The sequence below is a fragment of the Chitinophagaceae bacterium genome, assembly GCA_007695095.1.
GTDB lineage: Bacteria > Bacteroidota > Bacteroidia > Chitinophagales > REEL01 > REEL01.
Genome location: REEL01000153.1, coordinates 1 through 19,431 on the forward strand (window position 1 = coordinate 1; position 19,431 = coordinate 19,431).

Sequence of the window (19,431 nt, forward strand, 5' to 3'; positions counted from 1 at the left end):
TGGATGACCCATTGCACAAAAAAGGAATGGTTTACTTGAACAATAGAACATCTGATATTTTAAAACCCTGATTCTGTAAATATTGGTAAAAGTTTTTAGAAATTTTTTCTAATCACCCCTTTTTTAATTTTGTCAAGATAGGTGTTCAGTTCGCCTCTTATCACTTTTCTTAAAACGATAAGTCCGAGTATATTCGGGAAACACATGGCAAATATCATAGCATCCGAAAAGCCAATTACACTTCCCAGACTTGCCGAACTTCCGAGCACTATAAAGGCACAAAACAAAATTTTATAACTCAGGTCTGAGTAGCGGTTGTTACCAAAAGCATACTTCCAGGATTGTAATCCGTAGTAAGACCATGATAACATAGTAGAAAAAGCAAAAAGAATAACAGCTACTGACAGCACCACCGGAAACCAGGGTAAAACAGTAGAGAATGCATTGCTGGTTAATGCCACTCCATCTAAATTGTCCGGATTCAAATAGTTGCCGGTTATAATGATAACTAATGCTGTCATTGTACAAACAACTACGGTATCAATAAAAGGCTCTAACAGAGCGACAATTCCTTCACTGGCCGGATTATTTGTTTTAACAGCTGAATGAGCAATAGATGCAGATCCAATACCGGCTTCATTTGAAAAAGCCGCTCTGCGAAATCCCTGTATCAAAACACCTATAAATCCTCCGCCTACAGCAGTTGGGCTAAATGCTTCTGTAAAGATTAACATAAATCCTTCAGGGATGGCTGTATAATTTACTGCAAGAATAATTATTGCGGCTGTTATATAAATACCTACCATAAAGGGAACTACTCTTTCTGTGACTTTACCAATACTTTTTATACCGCCAATAATTACCATTCCAACAACAATGGCCATAACTAAACCAAACAGCCAGCCATGGCCTTCGTCAACACCATCTACCACAGAGGCGAATTGTGTAAAGGCCTGATTTGCCTGGAACATATTTCCACCTCCGAAAGAACCCCCAATACACATAATGGCAAAAAATACTGCCAATACTTTACCCAGACTAGGCCAACCTTTTTGAGCAAATCCTTTGGAGAGATAATACATTGGCCCTCCCATTACAACCCCTTCTTTATCTACTTCACGGTATTTAACACCCAGAGTACATTCTGCAAATTTAGACGACATGCCTATTAGGCCGGCAATTATCATCCAGAAAGTTGCTCCGGGGCCGCCTAAGCTGATTGCTATAGCAACTCCCGCAATATTTCCTAAACCTACTGTTGCTGAAAGTGCGGTTGTCAGAGCCTGAAAATGAGAAACTTCACCTTTTTCGGTAGGGTCAGTATAGCGACCTCTTACAACATCAATGGCAAGCTTAAATTTTGTGATATTAATAAAACCAAAATAGCCGGTAAAAAAAATAGCACCTAAAACTAACCATACTAAAACAAATGGGACACTGACTTCATTAACAGAAAATGACCAAAAGACTATTGATTCCACCGTGGAAGTAAAAGGGCTTATGAAATCATCAATTCTTTGATCAAAATTTTTAACAACCTTAGATTCCTCTCCCTTAGCATTAAAGGAAAATGCCGGAAAAAAAAACAAAGATAAAAGAGTGCTTACTTTAGCCATTCATAAGGGTTTAATTATTCCAAAAATCAACGGTAATATCAATTGTTATCTAAAAAACAATGAATTACTTTTCTCTAAAATTGGATATATACTGTAAACGAATGCCTAAGTTAAAATTAAATGTTTTTTTAACAAAAAAAATTGCTGTATTTGAAGTTTTATTTTTTGCTAAAAATATTTTTACCCCAATTTTCTAATTCTTTTTCAGTCCATAATGAAGGGAAAAAGAGGATTCTTTGATGTCTTGGAGGCAAGTATTTTTGCCAATTTGTGCCACCCGTAGCTGAAATATCTTGTGGGTCTTTTTGTAGGTACCTTACGGCAGATTTATAATGCATGAGTGGCCATTCAATATTTGCTTTGAAATCAAACCTTTTTAAGGAATTTACCATTTCATCATCGGCATTTCCGGCTTCCTCTATTTTTTTAAATTGGGTATAGATGTTTTTCTCTTTATAGCGAACTGCCAAACGTCTGAACTCAGCTTCGTATTTTTCTTCAAATTGCTTTAAGGTAAGTGTTTTCTTTCCGGAGGATAATTCCGTAGCCCCTTGTTTCCAGTATAAATTTTGCAGTAATTCCTTAGTATCAGTAGATTTTTTTAAAGCCTTCCTTTGATTATACCGTACCAGATTAATTAAGTCAGTACTGCAGATTTCAATCATTCTGTATTGAGCAGACTGAAAGCCGCTTGCCGGTAACAATGCCATCCGAAATTTTAAGAACTCATCTTTATACATGCCTTCAATCATAATTTCAAATGATTGCGTTAAGGCATCCCAATAAGTATTTATTCGCCTGATTTGTTCTTTAAAGAACTCAGGATTTTTACTGCCCTTATTTTTTTCACAAATTTGAGTTTGTGCGTGAAGTATAAGCTGGAAGTGTAATTCAGTGATTTGATGGTATAAAATAAATATCTTTTCATCCGGAAATGTAGTACGTGGTTTCTGTAAGTTTAAAAGTACATCCAGGTGAATATAGTCCCAGTATTTTAAATAGTCTGTATGAATCAAACCATCTAAATACATGTCCATATTTTGCCCCATAGAGGCATACTTTTTTTCCAGTTGATTAAGTTTGTTTTTTATAGTATCCGATACATCCATGAGGTTATTTTAATAAAAAATATATATGTTTTCTCAATTTTATAAAAGTACAAAATTTTGAGAGGAAATTGTCAAAAAATTTGGGTATTCAAGCTTAAGTAAATTACTTATACAGAAATTTCAATATTCCCATTCCAATAAGTAAAAATGTAATACAGAGCACTAAATTTAAGAAAATATTGGATATGGCAAGCAGGTATTTTTCAAATTTGAATAGTTCTAATGTTTCAAAAGTAAATGCTGAGTAAGTAGAGAAGCCACCACAAAAACCGGTGATAAGCAGTAGTTTAATTGTTGGAGAAAAGTAATTGTTTTGTATGAAAAGGCCTAAAAAAATTCCCAGTAACAAAGAAGATAAAACATTTGAAGTAAGTGTATTTACCGGAAAATTCGTTAAATGGCTTATGTCAATTTTTGCAATGCTGTATCTTGCAATACTACCTAATCCACCTCCCAAAAAAACAGCTAAATAAGATTCCATATATTACGAATTAAGTCTGGCATTTTTCTTTTTAGCAATGTTATAAAGAATTTGTATGATTACAAAAACGGCTAAGAAATAACCTAAACTCAGGAATGTATATAATGGCTTCCATGATTCCGGGTAGTAGGTAGCAAATAGATAAACATAAATGACAGATAAGAAAGATATGAAGTTGAGAGCTATAGCTACTTGTTTTTCATTCATTCCGAGGTACACAAAGTGGTGAGTAATATGATCCCGGCCACCTACAAATGGAGACTGTCTTTTAGCAAGCCTTCTGATAGTCACTGTAGTTGTATCTATTAGAGGAACAATAAAAAGTAAAGCAGGCAACACAAATTGTATGAATTCAAAATAGCTGTCCGGAGAAGCTTTTACACCCCAGAACAATTCAATACTTATTGCGGCTAAAAAAACGCCTAAGAATTGGCTCCCACTGTCTCCCATATACATTTTTGAGGGATTCCAGTTATAGTAGAGGAAACCGGCTAAAGCACCTGCAACACCAAGCATAGGAATAGTCAGAATATGCGTAAAAAACACACCGCTTAGAGCAATTAAAATCAAACCGCCAATAATGATATTAAGCGAAATTGAGGCTGTGATAGCATCCATATTATCCAGCATATTAACTGAATTCATTAGTCCAACTATCCATAGAGTAGTAATAAAATAATTTATTTCTGCAATGGGAGTAACCGGTATTGAGAAACCAAATATGATAAGAATATTAGCACAGGCAAATTGACCGATAAACTTCACCAATGGATTAGTATTGTAAATATCATCTGCAAAACCTACCAGAAAACCAATAGTTACAGCACCTATAAGTCCCAGAAGCTTCCAGTTTAGGAAAAGGTTTTGCTCAATAAACAGGGGAAGGATAGACATAGTCATTAAAAACACAATAAAGAAGGAAATTCCTCCCCAAGCCGGCTTGGTAGTGGTTGCCCAGCGTATCTGTTCATTTTCAGTTACATCTCTTCTTCCGAGGTTTAAAGAAAAGCGTAAGAAGAGAAAATTTAAAAAACCCGAAAAAAGTGAAGCGATAACAAACATGAACAAATAGGACAAAGGAACTATTTCTTTTATTGACTCAAGCATTTCAAAATTAGGTTGATTAGTTTAGTTAACTTTTCTTTGTAAAAATTTTCCGGTACCAGGGTACGCTTTGTACAAGATCGTCGGAGTAATAACCATATCCATAACCTCCGGCGCCATAGCCATACCCATATCCGTACCCATATCCACCGTAACCATAGTAGTATCCGGAAACACCTCTTCCAACATCATTAAGTACTACAGACAGTTTATTTATATGATTTTCATCAATTAATTTATCAAGGTTTGAGATGAAATTTTTATTTGAATAATCAGCCCTTACAACATAGATAGGGTAGTTTGCTTTTTTTAATACTTCTAAAGCATCCGTTACAATTCCTACCGGCGGCGTATCAAAGACTATATAATCATATTCCTTTTTTAACTCTTCAATCAAGCTGTCAAACTGTTTTGAAAGAATCAATTCAGATGGATTGGGCGGGGGAGGGCCTGAAGTTAAGAAATCAAGATTTTTTGTGCCACTTTTATTCAGGCAGTCTTTCCAATTATCCTTTTCTATCAGAATAGTACTCATACCCTTTTCATTAGCAACATTAAAAGCTCGTGCTAATCTCGGGCGTCGCATATCCAAATCCAGAACAATTACCTTTTTTTCTAAGAAACACATGATTGCTGCAATGTTCAAAGCAATGAAAGTCTTACCCTCTCCGGAAATAGTTGAAGTTACAGCAATTGTTTTTGGTCCTTCAACATTTTCTATAAACTGCAGGTTTGCTCTTAAGGATCGGAATGCTTCAGATATCAGTGATTTAGGGTTTTGATCCACAACTACTTCAGAAGTTTGCATTTTCTTTTTGTGAGAAGGTATAGCGCCTAAAATAGCCACCTTGGAATTTCTTTTAATTTCATCCATAGAAATGATGGTATTATGCATCAGATATCTAAGAACAATAATAATAATTCCGGCAATTAATGATAAGATTATTCCCCCTGACCAAAGTAAAAGAGGATTGGGAAAGATTGGGTTTGATGGAACTCTGGGCTGTCTTAAGATTACAAAGTCAGAAACAATTCCTTCTTTCGCAATATTATACTCCGCTTGTTTGTCTAAAAGGACATTGAAAAAACGTTCTTTAATCTCGTATTGTCTGCTTAGTCTTGAAAACTCTGCTTCTTTTTCAGGAATATTTAATAAAGCCGATATATTTTGCTGATAGATTTTGTTGAAGTAAGCTTCCTGAAACTCGAGCATATCTCCCTGACCGGTGAAAAAGTTTTCAAATAACTCCCGCTTTAACATTTCAATATTTTCCTCAATCAGTAATACCTGGGGGTGATTAGATTTTACATTTAGTAAAAGTGCATTTTTTTCTTTTTCTAAATCTGAAATGGCTTCAAGATAATGAGTGTACTGTTCTAAGTTGGCAATATTTATACCTTTTGGAATAGATGATAAATCCTCTTGTCCGCTTATGTAGTTTTCCAACCATTCTATTGCCTGTAAGTTAAAACTTAACTCCAGCATCATATTTTCAACTCGGTTTAGACGACCCATTACCATTTGGACTTCATCTGTGGGGTTTAAATAGCGATTTTCAATTCTGAATTTTTTAATGGTATCCTGAAATTGCGCTAAATCATCACTAAAAACATCTATTTGATTGTTCAGGAAGTTAAGGATTTGAGATGCACTTTCCTGTTTCCTTTCCAAATCATAGTTAATATATTCTTTGGTTAGCGTTTCTACAATTTCTTTAGCTTTTTGAGGGTGATTGTCACTATATTTTATTTGTAATGTTTTAGTCCTTGGATTAATTGCTGAAACCTGAATATTTCTGGATACTCTGCTTATAAGCTGTTCTCTGTTTTCTAGAATAAAGAAATAAGGTTCACCCACGTGAGAATGAATCTGCTCTGCTGCGGATTCTGTAAGGCTGGCCTTTAAAATAAAATAGTTGTTTTCAAAAAAACGATCGAAGCTTAATGTTTCCCGTATCCGATTTCTATTAATTTCATATTCGAGTGTAAAAGTATTTCTGTCTATGATATTAATGTAAATCTCCCTTTCATATATAGCCGGGTCCTTAATTTCATCAATGGTAATTGTAAATGGTGAAGAACGATAAAGTTCAGAGTGTACTACCCGGGTTCTTCCCTCCTTAAAATATCTTACATCAAGTGGCAAATGTTCCAATGCTCTAGCAACTAATAAGCGCGAACGGATAATCTGAATTTCTCTGGATACATCATCGTCACCTCTGAGTAATTCATCAGTACCTAATATTTGAGCAGTTTTTTCTGTTTTTTGGATGATTTCAGAAGAAGTTTCATAGATGGGTTGGGTATACCTTAAAAATAGCCAAACAGATAAAACGGTGATAAATAGAATCAGCAGAAACCAACCAAAAGTTTTTCTAATAATGGAAACCAGAAGGCTTAGATTAAAATCTTTGCCTAAAAAATTCTGTAGTATACTTAATATGGAATTACCTCTGCTCAAGACTTAGTTTGTTACTAATAAATAGATGGTTAATAATGTGGTTGCCAAACTCAAAATAGGAGTAATTTCTCCTAAAATAGTTGCAAATGCAGGTCCGACTCTTCTCACAGGCTCAATGTATATAATGTCATTAGGTTTAATTATCAAATCTGCTGCAAGCCAGTTTTCAACCGTTGATAAATCAATTAATTTAATATTCATCTCTCCGTCTATTTCTCTCATAACTCTTATTCTGTGAGCTTTTACACCGGAAGGCATACCCCCGGCAAGTGCAATTACTTCAACGATGTTGGTTTCATCCCTTGGTAAATTAATAACAGTCGCATCGCCTCTTCCAAAATAAACAAAAGTTCTGTGATTCTCAATTTGTAATAAAACGAAAGGATCATTTAAATATTGACTGTAGGCTTCTTCTAGTTCTTTTTTTGCTTCCAGTTTTGTAAGTCCTTTAATTTCAAAAGTTCCAATTGATGGTAAATCAACCTTTCCATCGGGTCTTACAGTATAAGAAATGTTTTGTCTTGTCGGGGTAGTAGCACCTGTTCCACCAAAAATTTCTATGAGTTGCTGTCCTTTTCTAGTATAAACACTCATTGAAAATATATCCCCTGATTGAAAGGTATATGAAGACTTTACAGTGTCTGCAGGCAATGCGGGCTCTATTTCATCACCGGTTCTCCACATTTCATTTGGGTAGAAAACCTTACAGGATGAAATTGTAGTTAAAACAATTACACTAACAAAAATTAATTGAATAGCTGATTTTAGCCACGTTTTTTTCACCATACAAATTTCTAATTGAACATCAAAACTAATAAAAATACCTTTAGTATGAGCAGATGTAGTATGCTATTATAGCTTTTTTAAGTATTTAGTTAGTTCAATTTTGTTGCGTAGACTTTTTTCGTCTTAGGTTTTGCTTCTAATTGCTTTGTATAAACCACTTTACCGGGTGTTTTTTCGTTTAGCCACTTATAGTATAAATCGCGTAAAGTGTCTACCATTCTATGGTGATCCCATCTTTCAGATGCAAATTCACAACCTTTTATTCCAAAGGTTTCTCTTTTTTGGTCATCTGATATAAGTTCAGCTGCATATTTAACCAATGTGTTTACATCATACTGCTTAGAAATATAACCGGTCTTTCCATGGTCAATGATTTCATGAATTCCCTCTACTTCAAAACAAACTACGGGAAGTTTACTTAAATAAGACTCAACTACTACCCGTGGCAAACCTTCACTCAATGAAGTGTGGAAGTACAAGTCTGACATGCCATACAACTGAGGAATATTGTCGCAATACCCGTAAAATATAATATTGTTTTCTAAACCGGCTTCTTTTACCTGTTTTACATAATCTTCTTTTAGTTCGCCTTCACCTGCTAATAATAATTTTACATTTGGAAATTTTTGAACCAATTGCTCCATTGCTTGAATGGCATATTTTTGTCCTTTGTTTCTGGTTAATCTGCCCACGTTTGTAAGTAAAAAGTCAGTATCGCTAACACCGATTTCATTTCTTAAACGGCTTCTTTCTTCTTTGCTTAACAAAGCGCCTTGTTTAAATTTCTCTACTTCAATGCCACTGTAGACAACCTCATAGGGGATTTTATTTCCAACATTGTGCTCGTGATAGATATCGACTACATTTTGCCCAACTGCAATTATCTTATCAGCAGCGCCGATAGTTGTTTTTTCAATGTAGTAAAAAAACTTTTTCTTCCATTTGCTAAATGGCATTTTGAAGTTCACACCATGAAGACCGAAAATGATGACCGGTGTGCCGGCTAATTTTGCCGCTAATCTGGTTACAACACTGGCTTTGGATTCATGTGTATGGACAATATCGTATTTTTCCTTTTTTATAAGCTTATAAAAATAATAGACAGCTTTTAAGTCTTTAAAAAGGTTGATTGGTCTGACTAAATCATTACACTGGTGAAATGTAATTCCTTCCATATTTTCAAAATGATTTTGATATATTTCATCACCGACGGCAATATGCATATCAAATTCATCTTTAAGTCCATTTATAGTGTGATAAACATTTAAATCTGCACCTCCGCCCTTACAGAACCAAGTCATTGTGTGCAACACTTTAAGTTTCTTACCCATATCCTTTTTATTTTAAGCCTGCAAAGGTAATAAATTAATTAATCTTAACATAAAGAGAATCTTAGCTTATGCTTTTTAGCAAATTTGATAATAATTGCAAGCAATGCATAATAAAGAGAAGCTCAATATTCAGCTTTTTAATTTATTTAACCTTGACGTTTAATTAATTTAATAATGGGTAGAATTATTATCGAATATAGAGGATTGAGTTTTAAGAAATATTCATTGAATATTTGTAAATTAGAATTTTTTATTCAAATTGGCAATTCAATTTAACATTTTATGCCTAAACATAAAGGTATATCTTTTTTACTAATAAGCTGTTTTTTCCTGTGCTTTTTTTCATTGGAGGCACATGAACACCCTATAGATGATGCTCCGGGAGAAATTCGATTCATTGAAAATAAAGGTCAGTGGCCGGAAGATTTTAGTTATAAAATCCCATTACAGGGTGGTGCCGTATTTATTGAAAGAGACAGATTTGTTTTTTCATTTTTACATCCGGACGATTTACATGAAATACATGACATAAAGCATCAGAGCGATGTACCTGACGTTTCCCGAATTATGGATTTAAAAGTTAACGGACATGCATATTATCATCAATTTATTGGTGTTAATGAAGAAGTTTCTCTTGAGGGTGGAGGTCAGCTGCCGGATTATAAAAATTACTTTTTAGGCAATGATAAATCAAACTGGGTTAGTGATGTAAAATCGTATGGAAGGGTTTTATATAAAGATATTTATGATAATATTGACCTTAGTATATACGCTAAAGAATGTCCGTTGCATGGTGGTCAGCACTTGAAATATGATTTTATTGTAGAAGCCGGAGCAGATCCGTCTAATATTAACTGGCAATATGAAGGTCCCAATGAAGTGACTATCCTAAAAAATGGTTCGCTTTTTATTGAGACGGGGGTGAGAAATGTGACTGAATTAAAACCTTTTGCTTTTCAAGTAATTGATAATGATACGGTTGAGGTTCCCTGTTTTTTTGCTCAAAAAAGTGACGGGACTTTTTATTTTGATTTACCGGACGGTTATGACTTAGATAAGGAATTGATAATTGACCCGGAATTGATTTTTTCAACTTTTACCGGATCCTCAGCAGATAACTGGGGATATACAGCCACCTATGATAGTGCCGGTTTTTTTTATGCCGGGGGAATTGTTCGGGATGATGGGGTTTATCCAACAACTCCGGGAGCATTTCAGGCTAATTTTGCCGGAGGGACAGGAGTGATGAATTGGGATATAGCCATATCAAAGTTTTCACCTGATGGAAGTTCCCTTATTTTTTCTACTTATTTCGGAGGTAGTTTTAATGAAATCCCTCAGAGTATTATTGTAAACAGCCAAAATGAATTGGTTGTATATGGCTCTACCGGTTCTTCAGATTTCCCTGTAACCCAGAATGCTTATGATACCATTTTTAAAGGAGGGGATACCATTCTGGTCACATTTGTAGTCTTGTTTCCGGATGGGTCGGATATTTTTGTCAGTCGTTTTTCTGAAGATGGTACTTCATTAATTGGTTCAACTTTTATAAGTGGTACCGACAATGACGGATTAAATTTAGCTGACCAGACAGGCACGCTGCATTATAATTACGGAGATCATGCAAGGGGTGAAGTGATACTAGACTCTTTGGATAATATTTACATAGCTTCAACTACTCAATCTTCTGATTTTCCTGTTACAAGCGGGAGTTTTCAAACTTCCTATAGCGGAGGGCAAAAGGGAGTTGTTTTCAAAGTGTCCCCTGATATAACAGATTTAGTATGGTCATCCTACATTGGGGGCAGTGGTAATGACGCAGCTTATACAATCAAGGTAGGTGATGACGGAGATATTTTTATTGCAGGAGGTACTACAAGTATAGATTTTCCAACGACTGACTCAGCTTTAATAGAAGTGTATCCGGGTGGTGTAACCAGTGGATTTGTTTCTAGAATTTCAAATGATGGTTCTTCACTACTGAAAAGCAGTTATCTGGGGACTTCTGCTTATGATCAGGCATATTTTCTTCAATTAGATAGCAGGGGGAGAGTATATCTATTAGGCCAATCAACCGGAAATTACCCTGTTAGCGGACAGGTTTATAATAATCCTAATAGCGGACAATTTATACATGCCCTGAATGCTGATTTAGATTCGACATATTTTTCGACTGTTTTTGGGAATGGTACCGGCTTGGTGAATATTTCACCTACTGCCTTTTTAGTGGACAATTGTGATAATATTTATGTTTCCGGATGGGGAGGACCCTTAGTAAATTATGCTTATACCGGGAACCTACTAAATATGCCAATAACTTCAGATGCTTTTCAGTCATCTATGGTTAGTTCTACCGGCTTTTATTTTTTTATTTTAAGTCCCATGGCTGAATCTCTTATATACGCGACCTATTTTTCCGGAAATTCAGTTGTCAGTCGAGAGCATGTTGATGGGGGTACAAGTCGATTTGATGAAAATGGGATAATTTATCAGGCGGTTTGCTCAGATTGTGCTACAAACAATGCCTTTCCGACTACACCGGATGTATGGTCAAACAATAATCCAAGTAATAATTGCAACCTTGGAGCTATTAAGTTTCAGTTTAACATATCTAATATTGAAGTTGATGTGGAAGCGCTTCCTTCAACTATTGGATGTGCTCCATTTACTGTGGAGTTTAATCCTAACAGCATAAATGCTACGCATTACTTTTGGGATTTTGGTGATGGAAACCTTTCTACGGATACTTTTCCTCAACATACTTATGTAGACGAAGGTATTTATGAAGTTATGCTAATAGGTGTTGACAGTAATTTATGTGCGGGTATATACAGGACAGATACATCTTATCTTACTATAGTTGTAGAGGATGATTTTGTAACAGCGGATTTTGTACCGGATGTAGTTTCGGATTGTGGAGATTATATTGTAGAGTTTCAAAACCAAAGCTTTAATGCAACGCAATTTGAATGGGATTTTGGAGACGGGAATACTTCTGTTGCTGAAAATCCGGTACATCAATTTTCTGAAGCCGGGTTATATAATGTTAGTTTGGTCGTCAACAATCCCAATGCCTGCCGAAGTATTGACAGCTTTAGTATTGAATTGGAATTTTTACCGGAAATGCAATTGGCCATTAATGCTCCTGATAGCTTACTTTGCGCTCCCGCATTGTTGGAGTTGGAAGGAGATACTGCTTTTACGGACAGTTTTCTTTGGGTTTTTGATGATGGGACAACTTCAACGGATCTAAACCCGCAACTTATTATTAATGAGCCGGGATTTTATGAAATTTTACTAATAGGATTTGGAAGTAATGTTTGTAATCCTTCAGACACTGCAGCGATTCAAGTTTTTTTAGCAGAAGATTCTATAAGAGCTGATTTTAGTTCTGTAACTATTACTGATTGTGGCATTCTAGAAGTTAACTTACAAAATACCTCTTTTGGTTATACGGATTTAAACTGGTTTGTAAATGGGAATTTTGTGTCATCTCAGGAACAAATACAATTACAGGAAAGCGAAGAGGGGCTTTATCTGGTAGATTTAATCGTACAAAATAGCGCTTGTTTACTGACAGACACAATATCTGCTGTTTTTGAATTGTTACCGGAAGTACAAGCTTTGGGCGACACCATTATAAGTTGTGAACCTTTGTCTGAAGCAATTACAGGCAGTGCTATAAATCCGGAATCTTATCAATGGATTTACGATGATGAAATAGCTTCAGAAAATCAGCAAATAGCTGTTAATTTATCCGCCGGAATTTATGAGTATTTTTTAGTTGCTTCAAATCCACAAACTTGTAACCTGACTGATACTGCATCATATATCTTTATTTCCAATTCACTAGCTGAAGCTTCCTTTCAGATAGATTCAAATGTAACTTTTATATTTGAAGATGTCAATTTAGAAAATTTATCAGATCAGGATTTGTTTTTTCAATGGAATTTGGATGGTTCATTTTATTCTAATGAAAGAGATTTAGTTCTGAATTTTAGTGAAACCGGGGAATATGAAATTTGCTTACAGGCAAATAATGACAACGACTGTCCTACAGAGGTGTGTGAAAATATTTTAGTGATATTTGAAAAAGCTGTTGGAGTGCCATCTGCATTTACCCCAAATGGGGACGGAGTGAATGATATTTTATATGTAAGAGGTTATGGATTTGAAGAATTGCTATTTAGAGTTTACAATAGATGGGGTGAAAGAGTTTTTGAATCTACAAATCAGGATATTGGCTGGGACGGGACTTACAAAGGCGAACCACAGGAACAGGAAGTGTATGTATACACTGTAGAAGTGAGTTATTTGGATGGAAGTCAACAAAAATTATCAGGACAAGTGACACTTATAAGATAGGAAATGAAAAATTAAACAGAGATAAATGAAAATTGGGATTAAAATTGGAATATTGTTGCTCTTATTGAGATTTACAGCCTTTGATATAAAGGCTCAGGATATCCATTTTTCTCAATTTTATGCTGCTGAGCCTATGCTTACACCTACCGGAGTAATGCAGGATGCCGATTATTTTATAGGTATAAATTATAAAAATCAATGGGGATGGGCTTCAAGTATAAGTAACTATACTTACAGGACATTAGCCTTAAGCGGAGGATCCAAAGTGTCATTAGATTTAATTCCTGCCGGAGATCAACTTTGGTTAGGCGGATATATACTTCGCGATGTAGCCGGTGACGGGAGTCTGACTTTTAACAGATTGAATTTGAATATTGCATACTCCAGGTCTTTGGACAGGTTTAACAGGTTTAGACTAACTGCCGGCTTTGGGTCGGCTGTAGTGCAAAGAAGTATAGATACTGATAAGTTTACTTTTGATAACCAGTGGGATAACGATCCGGGTATTTTTGATACGAATATCCCAAGTGGTGAGACTTTTGACAGTGAAAGGTATATATATCCGGACCTTTCAGCTTCTTTGCGTTTTTCTTATGAAAGTGAAAATCAAAATGCTTTTGAATTAGGTGCAGCTTTACGCCATATAAACAGACCCGGAGATTCGTTTTTGAGAAGTGAAAACAAAATAGGGTTAAGGCTGAATAACTATTTACATGCATTGTACAATATTAATGAGGATATAAAATTATATCCATCCCTTTACTTTGCTACACAAAAGAAAGCTTCAGAATGGGTTGGAGGAATGAATGCAGGCTTTAAAGTTGCTCAGGGAAGCCAGTTTGAAGGTGAATTACTTACCGGACTTTGGTATAGGGTTTCAGATGCACTTATTCCTGCAGTTGGTTATGTTTGGGAAGAATGGCAGGCCATTTTAAGTTATGACATAAACGTTTCCGGTTTGAGTAGTTACAGCAATTACAGAGGAGGGATAGAACTCTCATTGTACTATCGAGGCTTTGTGCAGAGAGAAAGTGATATCATAAGGATTCCATGTCCGAGGCTATGAATTATTTTATGCTTTTATTTTGTCTTTTTGAAATCTCTTTAGCGGAGCATTTTTTTCTATATACTCAATGATTTTTGTGGCAATATCAATTCCGGTTGCCTTTTCAATTCCTTCCAGACCGGGAGAAGAGTTTACTTCCATAACCAGTGGTCCGCGGGAAGACTGAAGCATATCAACACCGGCTACTCCAAGACCTAAAGTTTTAACCGCTTTTAGAGCTGTTGATTTTTCTGCTCTGCTTAACTTTATCAATTCAGCTTTTCCGCCTCTGTGCAGATTTGAACGAAAATCACCTTCTTTCCCTTGTCTTTTCATTGCTCCGATAACTTCACCGTCAACCACAAAAGCCCGGATATCTGCTCCACCGGCTTCTTTGATAAATTCTTGTACTATGATGCGGGCTTTTAGACCATGGAAAGCTTCAATTACAGAAACAGCTGCTTTTTTATTCTCTGCCAGGACTACACCTATGCCCTGCGTGCCTTCCAATAGTTTAATAATTAAAGGAGCACCTCCAACTCGCTGGATTAGAGACTCGGTATCTTTGGAGCCAAAAGTAAAAGCTGTTTTCGGCATATCAACCCCGGCTCTTGATAAAACCTGCAGACTCCTTAACTTATCTCGGGAGCGAACCAAAGCCTGAGATTCAACGGCGGTGAAGGTTTTCATCATTTCAAATTGTCGGATTACAGCTGCCCCATAAAATGTAATTGAGGCTCCAATTCTAGGAATTATAGCATCTACATCCAGTACTTCTTTACCGTTAAAATGAACAGCCGGCTGTTTCTTTTGTATCATTAAGTCCAGACTGGTAGGATTATAAACCACAGGCTCATGACCTCTTTCCAGGCAAGCCTCATATAGTCTTTTTGTAGAATAAATTTTTAATCCCCGGGATAGAATAGCTATTTTCATAAACTGTTTGTTTAGCAAAGGCGCAAGTAACATTATACACTTCAAAAAAAACCTATTTTAACGAGTTATTTTAGTTTAACAGGTATTTTTTATTTTTTATTTTTTTAATCTTTAGATTTATTAATTTCAAATTATTAACTTTAAGGCTGAAAATCAAAAGTATATGATACAAAAAATATTTCTCACTACATTGTTTTTATTTACAATTATTAGCCTGAAAAGCCAGGTTACATATGACAGAGTTTATAATTTACTGCAGGCGCAGTGTTCCTCTTGTCATAATAATGTAAATACAGCCCCTTTTTTAGATTTTACCATGTCTAAATCAGATGTGTATAGCTTAATCATCGGAAAAACACCTGTAAATCCTGTTGCTGCAGCAAAAGGTGATGAATTGATATATAGAGGATATCCTGAAAAAAGTTTCTTACTAAGAAAGATAAACAAAAATCTGGGTCCTAATTTGGGACTATCAGCCGGAGAAGGAAGCATGATGCCTAATCCGAACGCTCCTATACCCGATCATGAAGTGGAGATTATCAGGCAATGGATTTTAAATGGAGCTCCACAAAGTGGAAATGTAGTAAATCAATCTGCAATTGAATCATATTATAATGATGGTGGTTTGCAAATAGCAAACATCCCTAATCCTCCGGATCCGTCTGAAGGCTTTCAACTACATTTTGGACCAATATTTCTTGAGCCACTTCAGGAAGTTGAGTTTTTCAAAAAGCATGAACTTTGGAATGATGAGCCTATGGAGGTGAATCGTATAGATGTGTTTATGAACTGGCAATCGCATCACTTTTTATTATACAAATTTAAGGAAGGGCAAGCACCAAATAGCGCCTGGCTCAGACCGGTTAATATGAGTAATGTTCTGAGTTCTGATAAAAATGTTGTGACACAGTGGCAATACTCAAATGATATAAGGTTACCGGAAAAAACTGCTTTTTTCTGGGGAGAAAATACAGCTTTGGATTTTAACTATCATATCTTAAACTATAGTACAGATGAAATTTTGAAGGCCGAAATCTATATGAATGTTTATACACAGCCAAGTGGAACAGCAGAAGTAGAAATGCTTACACAATACAGGCATTATCCGGTTATGCAGTTTATAATACCTCCGGGAGAAACTACATTTAGTGAGCCGATTTACAGCCCTACAAATACTGACACTTCTTATATTTGGAAAATAACTTCACATACACATAAGTTTGGAACGGCCTATAATGTTTTTGCCAGAAACCCTGACGGAACAAGAGGGGATACATTATATAATGGAAATTATGATGTTGATTATGTAGAAGACTTAGGTTTTTATAATTGGGAGCACCCGCCAATCAGATATTTCTCTCCTTTAAAGCCTATTGCTAACAATAATGGATTAATACATGAGGCCACTTTTAATAACTATTCCGGGAATACGGTTACTTTTGGACTTACTACCGATGATGAAATGATGTTATTGATTTATCAATATACAGAAAGTATGCCATCTGAGGATGAAGAGGTCGTTTCTGCTGAATATTTAGAAAAAGACAATTTTGTTACTTTGGAATTCAATCCGGTTAATAATTATATTAGTCTGAATTTTGAAAGAAATTTTGAGACCATGGAAATAGAATTATATAATTCTGCGGGTCAGAGAGTACTGAAAGAATTTCATGCTGAAACCTTCAAAGGCTCAAATATTCTTATTAATCTTGAGAAATTTCAGTTACCTTCCGGTAAGTATCATTTGCACCTTAGTTCCGGAAATGAACATAGCCGAATACCGATTATAAAGATTTAATTCTTATAGTGAAAAAAGCGACAACTTTTTCTCTACAAAGTTGTTTACAGGTAAATCAAAAAAACTTTTTAAAAAGCTGATTTTTTTGTATTTTAGCAGGAATTTTAATATATACAATAAATTTAAATAAGATAACGAAATATGGCAAATTTGAAAGAGAAATTCTCTAGTGTTGCACTACCTATGGCAGATGAAGTGAAAAAGATGCTTAAAGAGCATGGAGATATTGAATTGGGTACAGTTACTATAGCTCAGGCATATGGTGGTATGAGAGGAGTAAAAGCATTAATTACAGAGACATCGCAATTAGACCCTGAAGAAGGAATCCGTTTTAGGGGGTATACAATTCCTGAGTTGAGAGAAAAGCTTCCTAAAGCTCCGGGTGGAGTAGAACCACTTCCGGAAGGAATATTTTATCTAATGCTGGTTGGTGAATTGCCAACAGTAGAAGATGTAAGAGCTCTTACAAAAGAATGGGTAAGTCGTTCAGATGTTCCTCAGCATGTTTTCACTACTTTGGATAATCTGCCTATAGACACTCACCCAATGACTCAGTTTAGCATTGCGGTCTTAGCTTTACAAACACTGTCAGAATTTGCCAAAGCATACAGAGAAGGAATTAATAAAAAAGAATATTGGGATCCGACTTATGAGGATGTGATGAATCTGATAGCTAAATTGCCTCGGATTGCCGCTTATATATATAGAAGAACCTATCACAATAATAACCACATAGAACCGGATAACAGCCTTGACTGGGCTGCGAATTTTGCGCATATGTTAGGCTTTCAATCTGAAGATTTTAAAAGATTGATGAGGTTGTATTTAACAATTCATGTTGACCATGAAGGTGGAAATGTTTCTGCACATACAACTCATTTAGTAGGTTCAGCTTTAAGTGACGCATACTATTCTTTTTCAGCAGGTATGAATGGCTTGGCAGGACCGCTTCACGGACTTGCAAACCAGGAGGTTATTCGTTGGATACTGGATATGAAAGAAGAACTTGGAGGAGGAAACCCAAGCAAAGAAGAAGTGGCAAACTATGTTAAGAAAACTTTAGATTCCGGAAAAGTTATCCCTGGATTCGGACATGCCGTGTTAAGAAAAACAGATCCAAGGTATACAGCTCAAAAAGAATTTGCTGAAAAGTATCTTGCAGATGACGAATTGGTTCAAATTGTGTGGAAGTTACTCGAAGTAGTGCCGCCTATCTTAAAAGATACCGGAAAAGTGAAAAATCCATGGCCAAACGTAGATGCTCATTCAGGAGCTTTATTACTTCACTACGGATTGAAAGAGTATGATTTTTATACCGTTTTATTCGGAGTGTCGAGAGCTTTAGGAGTTTTATCGTCATTATGTTGGGACAGAGCATTCGGTTTACCGATTGAGAGACCTAAGTCTTTGACGACTGAGACAATAAAAGAAATTATTAAAAACTCTGCATCGAAATAATATAGAGCTTAGTTGATCCTTTGTTCAGCAGATTAGTCTCATTTTTTTAAAAATGCGATTAATCTGCTTTTTTTTTAGAAACCACCTATAAATCTTAATAATTTCACCGGTTGATCGTGATATTTCAATTGAGCTCTTCCGGTCAAGATTTTCATTTTTGCTTTGTTTTTCATTTCTTCACTTCTGATGACAGTTGACCAGACATATAAAAGTCTTCCTTTTATAAGATTTACTTTTCCTCTTGTTTTAATCGTAGTCATTTGCTTAAGGGTTTGAGTTTGATTATTATACGTTGAATAATAAAATATGTTACGGAAAGTTGAAAGACCCAAGAGCCTAAATTTCAAGAATTCAAAAATTTAAAGGCAGCAATTTTGTTAGCCCGCTCTTAAAAGGAAAAACCTTAAAAAATTCCGTCATTATGAGCGCGACTACCATAAATATTGGATTTTGTGCATGCGCCCAAGTCGCGTGTAATAATCTCCTGAATAGAAAGAGTTAGAAATGGAAAATACGGTGCGCAAGACCCAAGGGAGAAAGTAGGCAGGAGGCAGCGGCAGTAGGCAGTGAAAGAAGACCCAAGAGACCAAGACCCAAGTGCCCAAATTCCAAGAAAGAAAAATGTCAAAATTATGATGGAAAATGGAAAATGGAAAATGTTGTGAGAGATCTCCCAATCAATCCGGAGATGCTTCCTAACGTCAGCATGACAGAAAAGATGAGGGTTTTTCTTATTAATAAAAGAGTTAGAAAGGGCTTGATAAAACTTTTTGAAACCCCCTGCCCCCAATCAGGAGATTGTCACACTTCAAGCATGCCCGCAAGGCTTCCCTCTTGAAGCTCACAATGACGGTGGGGAGTGAGGCTGTTCTTTGTCCATTTTCTTCTCAAAGTCTAAGCGTTCCGGTTTTCTTGTTTTATTGGACAATCCCTCAAGGCCC

13 protein-coding genes are annotated in these 19,431 nt (G+C 35.7%); 4 read left to right on the forward strand and 9 right to left on the reverse strand.

Going from position 1 to position 19,431, the window contains the following annotated elements; genetic code table 11:
• Window positions 1-95: 95 nt before the first annotated feature.
• The 7 genes from EA412_12645 to EA412_12675 form a co-directional block, all read right to left on the reverse strand.
• Window positions 96-1,616 (reverse strand): alanine:cation symporter family protein, encoded by a 1,521-nt coding sequence (locus EA412_12645; protein TVR76808.1) that lies wholly within the window; start codon window positions 1,614-1,616, stop codon window positions 96-98.
• 158 nt (window positions 1,617-1,774) lie between these two features.
• Window positions 1,775-2,725 carry a tryptophan 2,3-dioxygenase gene (locus tag EA412_12650; GenBank protein TVR76809.1) on the reverse strand — a complete coding sequence of 317 codons (951 nt, stop codon included), beginning with the start codon at window positions 2,723-2,725 and terminating at the stop codon, window positions 1,775-1,777.
• 103 nt (window positions 2,726-2,828) lie between these two features.
• Complete coding sequence (crcB, locus tag EA412_12655) at window positions 2,829-3,206, reverse strand: fluoride efflux transporter CrcB (GenBank protein TVR76810.1); 378 nt, start codon at window positions 3,204-3,206, stop codon at window positions 2,829-2,831.
• Between the two features lie 3 nt (window positions 3,207-3,209).
• Window positions 3,210-4,313: an undecaprenyl/decaprenyl-phosphate alpha-N-acetylglucosaminyl 1-phosphate transferase gene (locus EA412_12660; protein ID TVR76811.1), complete on the reverse strand. Its 1,104-nt coding sequence runs from the start codon at window positions 4,311-4,313 to the stop codon at window positions 3,210-3,212.
• A 25-nt stretch (window positions 4,314-4,338) separates the two neighbouring features.
• The gene (locus EA412_12665; protein ID TVR76812.1) at window positions 4,339-6,771 is read right to left on the reverse strand and encodes a polysaccharide biosynthesis tyrosine autokinase; all 2,433 of its coding nucleotides are present in this window, start codon (window positions 6,769-6,771) and stop codon (window positions 4,339-4,341) included.
• A gap of 3 nt (window positions 6,772-6,774) precedes the next feature.
• Complete coding sequence (locus EA412_12670; GenBank protein ID TVR76813.1) at window positions 6,775-7,557, reverse strand: hypothetical protein; 783 nt, start codon at window positions 7,555-7,557, stop codon at window positions 6,775-6,777.
• An 89-nt stretch (window positions 7,558-7,646) separates the two neighbouring features.
• Entirely contained in the window at window positions 7,647-8,888 is a 1,242-nt protein-coding gene (locus tag EA412_12675) for a glycosyltransferase family 1 protein (protein ID TVR76814.1), read from the reverse strand.
• Between the two features lie 282 nt (window positions 8,889-9,170).
• On the opposite strand from EA412_12675, the gene EA412_12680 reads away from it, so the two are divergent.
• On the forward strand, window positions 9,171-13,253 hold the full coding sequence (locus EA412_12680) for a PKD domain-containing protein (GenBank protein ID TVR76815.1): 4,083 nt from the start codon (window positions 9,171-9,173) through the stop codon (window positions 13,251-13,253).
• A gap of 25 nt (window positions 13,254-13,278) precedes the next feature.
• A complete protein-coding gene (locus tag EA412_12685) occupies window positions 13,279-14,319 on the forward strand; it encodes a type IX secretion system membrane protein PorP/SprF (protein ID TVR76816.1) in 1,041 nt (346 codons plus the stop codon).
• 6 nt (window positions 14,320-14,325) lie between these two features.
• Here EA412_12685 and EA412_12690 read toward each other — a convergent pair whose 3' ends face one another.
• On the reverse strand, window positions 14,326-15,234 hold the full coding sequence (locus EA412_12690; protein TVR76820.1) for a 30S ribosomal protein S6--L-glutamate ligase: 909 nt from the start codon (window positions 15,232-15,234) through the stop codon (window positions 14,326-14,328).
• Window positions 15,235-15,397: 163 nt separating this feature from the next.
• Between EA412_12690 and EA412_12695 the strand changes: the two genes are divergently transcribed.
• Both EA412_12695 and EA412_12700 read left to right on the forward strand, forming a co-directional pair.
• Window positions 15,398-17,032 carry a T9SS C-terminal target domain-containing protein gene (locus EA412_12695; protein TVR76817.1) on the forward strand — a complete coding sequence of 545 codons (1,635 nt, stop codon included), beginning with the start codon at window positions 15,398-15,400 and terminating at the stop codon, window positions 17,030-17,032.
• Between the two features lie 141 nt (window positions 17,033-17,173).
• A complete protein-coding gene (locus tag EA412_12700) occupies window positions 17,174-18,490 on the forward strand; it encodes a citrate (Si)-synthase, eukaryotic (protein TVR76818.1) in 1,317 nt (438 codons plus the stop codon).
• Window positions 18,491-18,564: 74 nt separating this feature from the next.
• On the opposite strand, the gene EA412_12705 is transcribed toward EA412_12700, so the two are convergent.
• A complete protein-coding gene (locus EA412_12705; GenBank protein ID TVR76819.1) occupies window positions 18,565-18,822 on the reverse strand; it encodes a hypothetical protein in 258 nt (85 codons plus the stop codon).
• Window positions 18,823-19,431: the final 609 nt, after the last annotated feature.

Coding starts and splice junctions, on each gene's coding strand:
- EA412_12645 (TVR76808.1), bottom strand. CDS start 1,616: ATGGCTAAAGTAAGCACTCTTTTATCTTTGTTTTTTTTTCCGGCATTT.
- EA412_12650 (TVR76809.1), bottom strand. CDS start 2,725: ATGGATGTATCGGATACTATAAAAAACAAACTTAATCAACTGGAAAAA.
- crcB (TVR76810.1), bottom strand. CDS start 3,206: ATGGAATCTTATTTAGCTGTTTTTTTGGGAGGTGGATTAGGTAGTATT.
- EA412_12660 (TVR76811.1), bottom strand. CDS start 4,313: ATGCTTGAGTCAATAAAAGAAATAGTTCCTTTGTCCTATTTGTTCATG.
- EA412_12670 (TVR76813.1), bottom strand. CDS start 7,557: ATGGTGAAAAAAACGTGGCTAAAATCAGCTATTCAATTAATTTTTGTT.
- EA412_12675 (TVR76814.1), bottom strand. CDS start 8,888: ATGGGTAAGAAACTTAAAGTGTTGCACACAATGACTTGGTTCTGTAAG.
- EA412_12680 (TVR76815.1), top strand. CDS start 9,171: ATGCCTAAACATAAAGGTATATCTTTTTTACTAATAAGCTGTTTTTTC.
- EA412_12685 (TVR76816.1), top strand. CDS start 13,279: ATGAAAATTGGGATTAAAATTGGAATATTGTTGCTCTTATTGAGATTT.
- EA412_12690 (TVR76820.1), bottom strand. CDS start 15,234: ATGAAAATAGCTATTCTATCCCGGGGATTAAAAATTTATTCTACAAAA.
- EA412_12695 (TVR76817.1), top strand. CDS start 15,398: ATGATACAAAAAATATTTCTCACTACATTGTTTTTATTTACAATTATT.
- EA412_12700 (TVR76818.1), top strand. CDS start 17,174: ATGGCAAATTTGAAAGAGAAATTCTCTAGTGTTGCACTACCTATGGCA.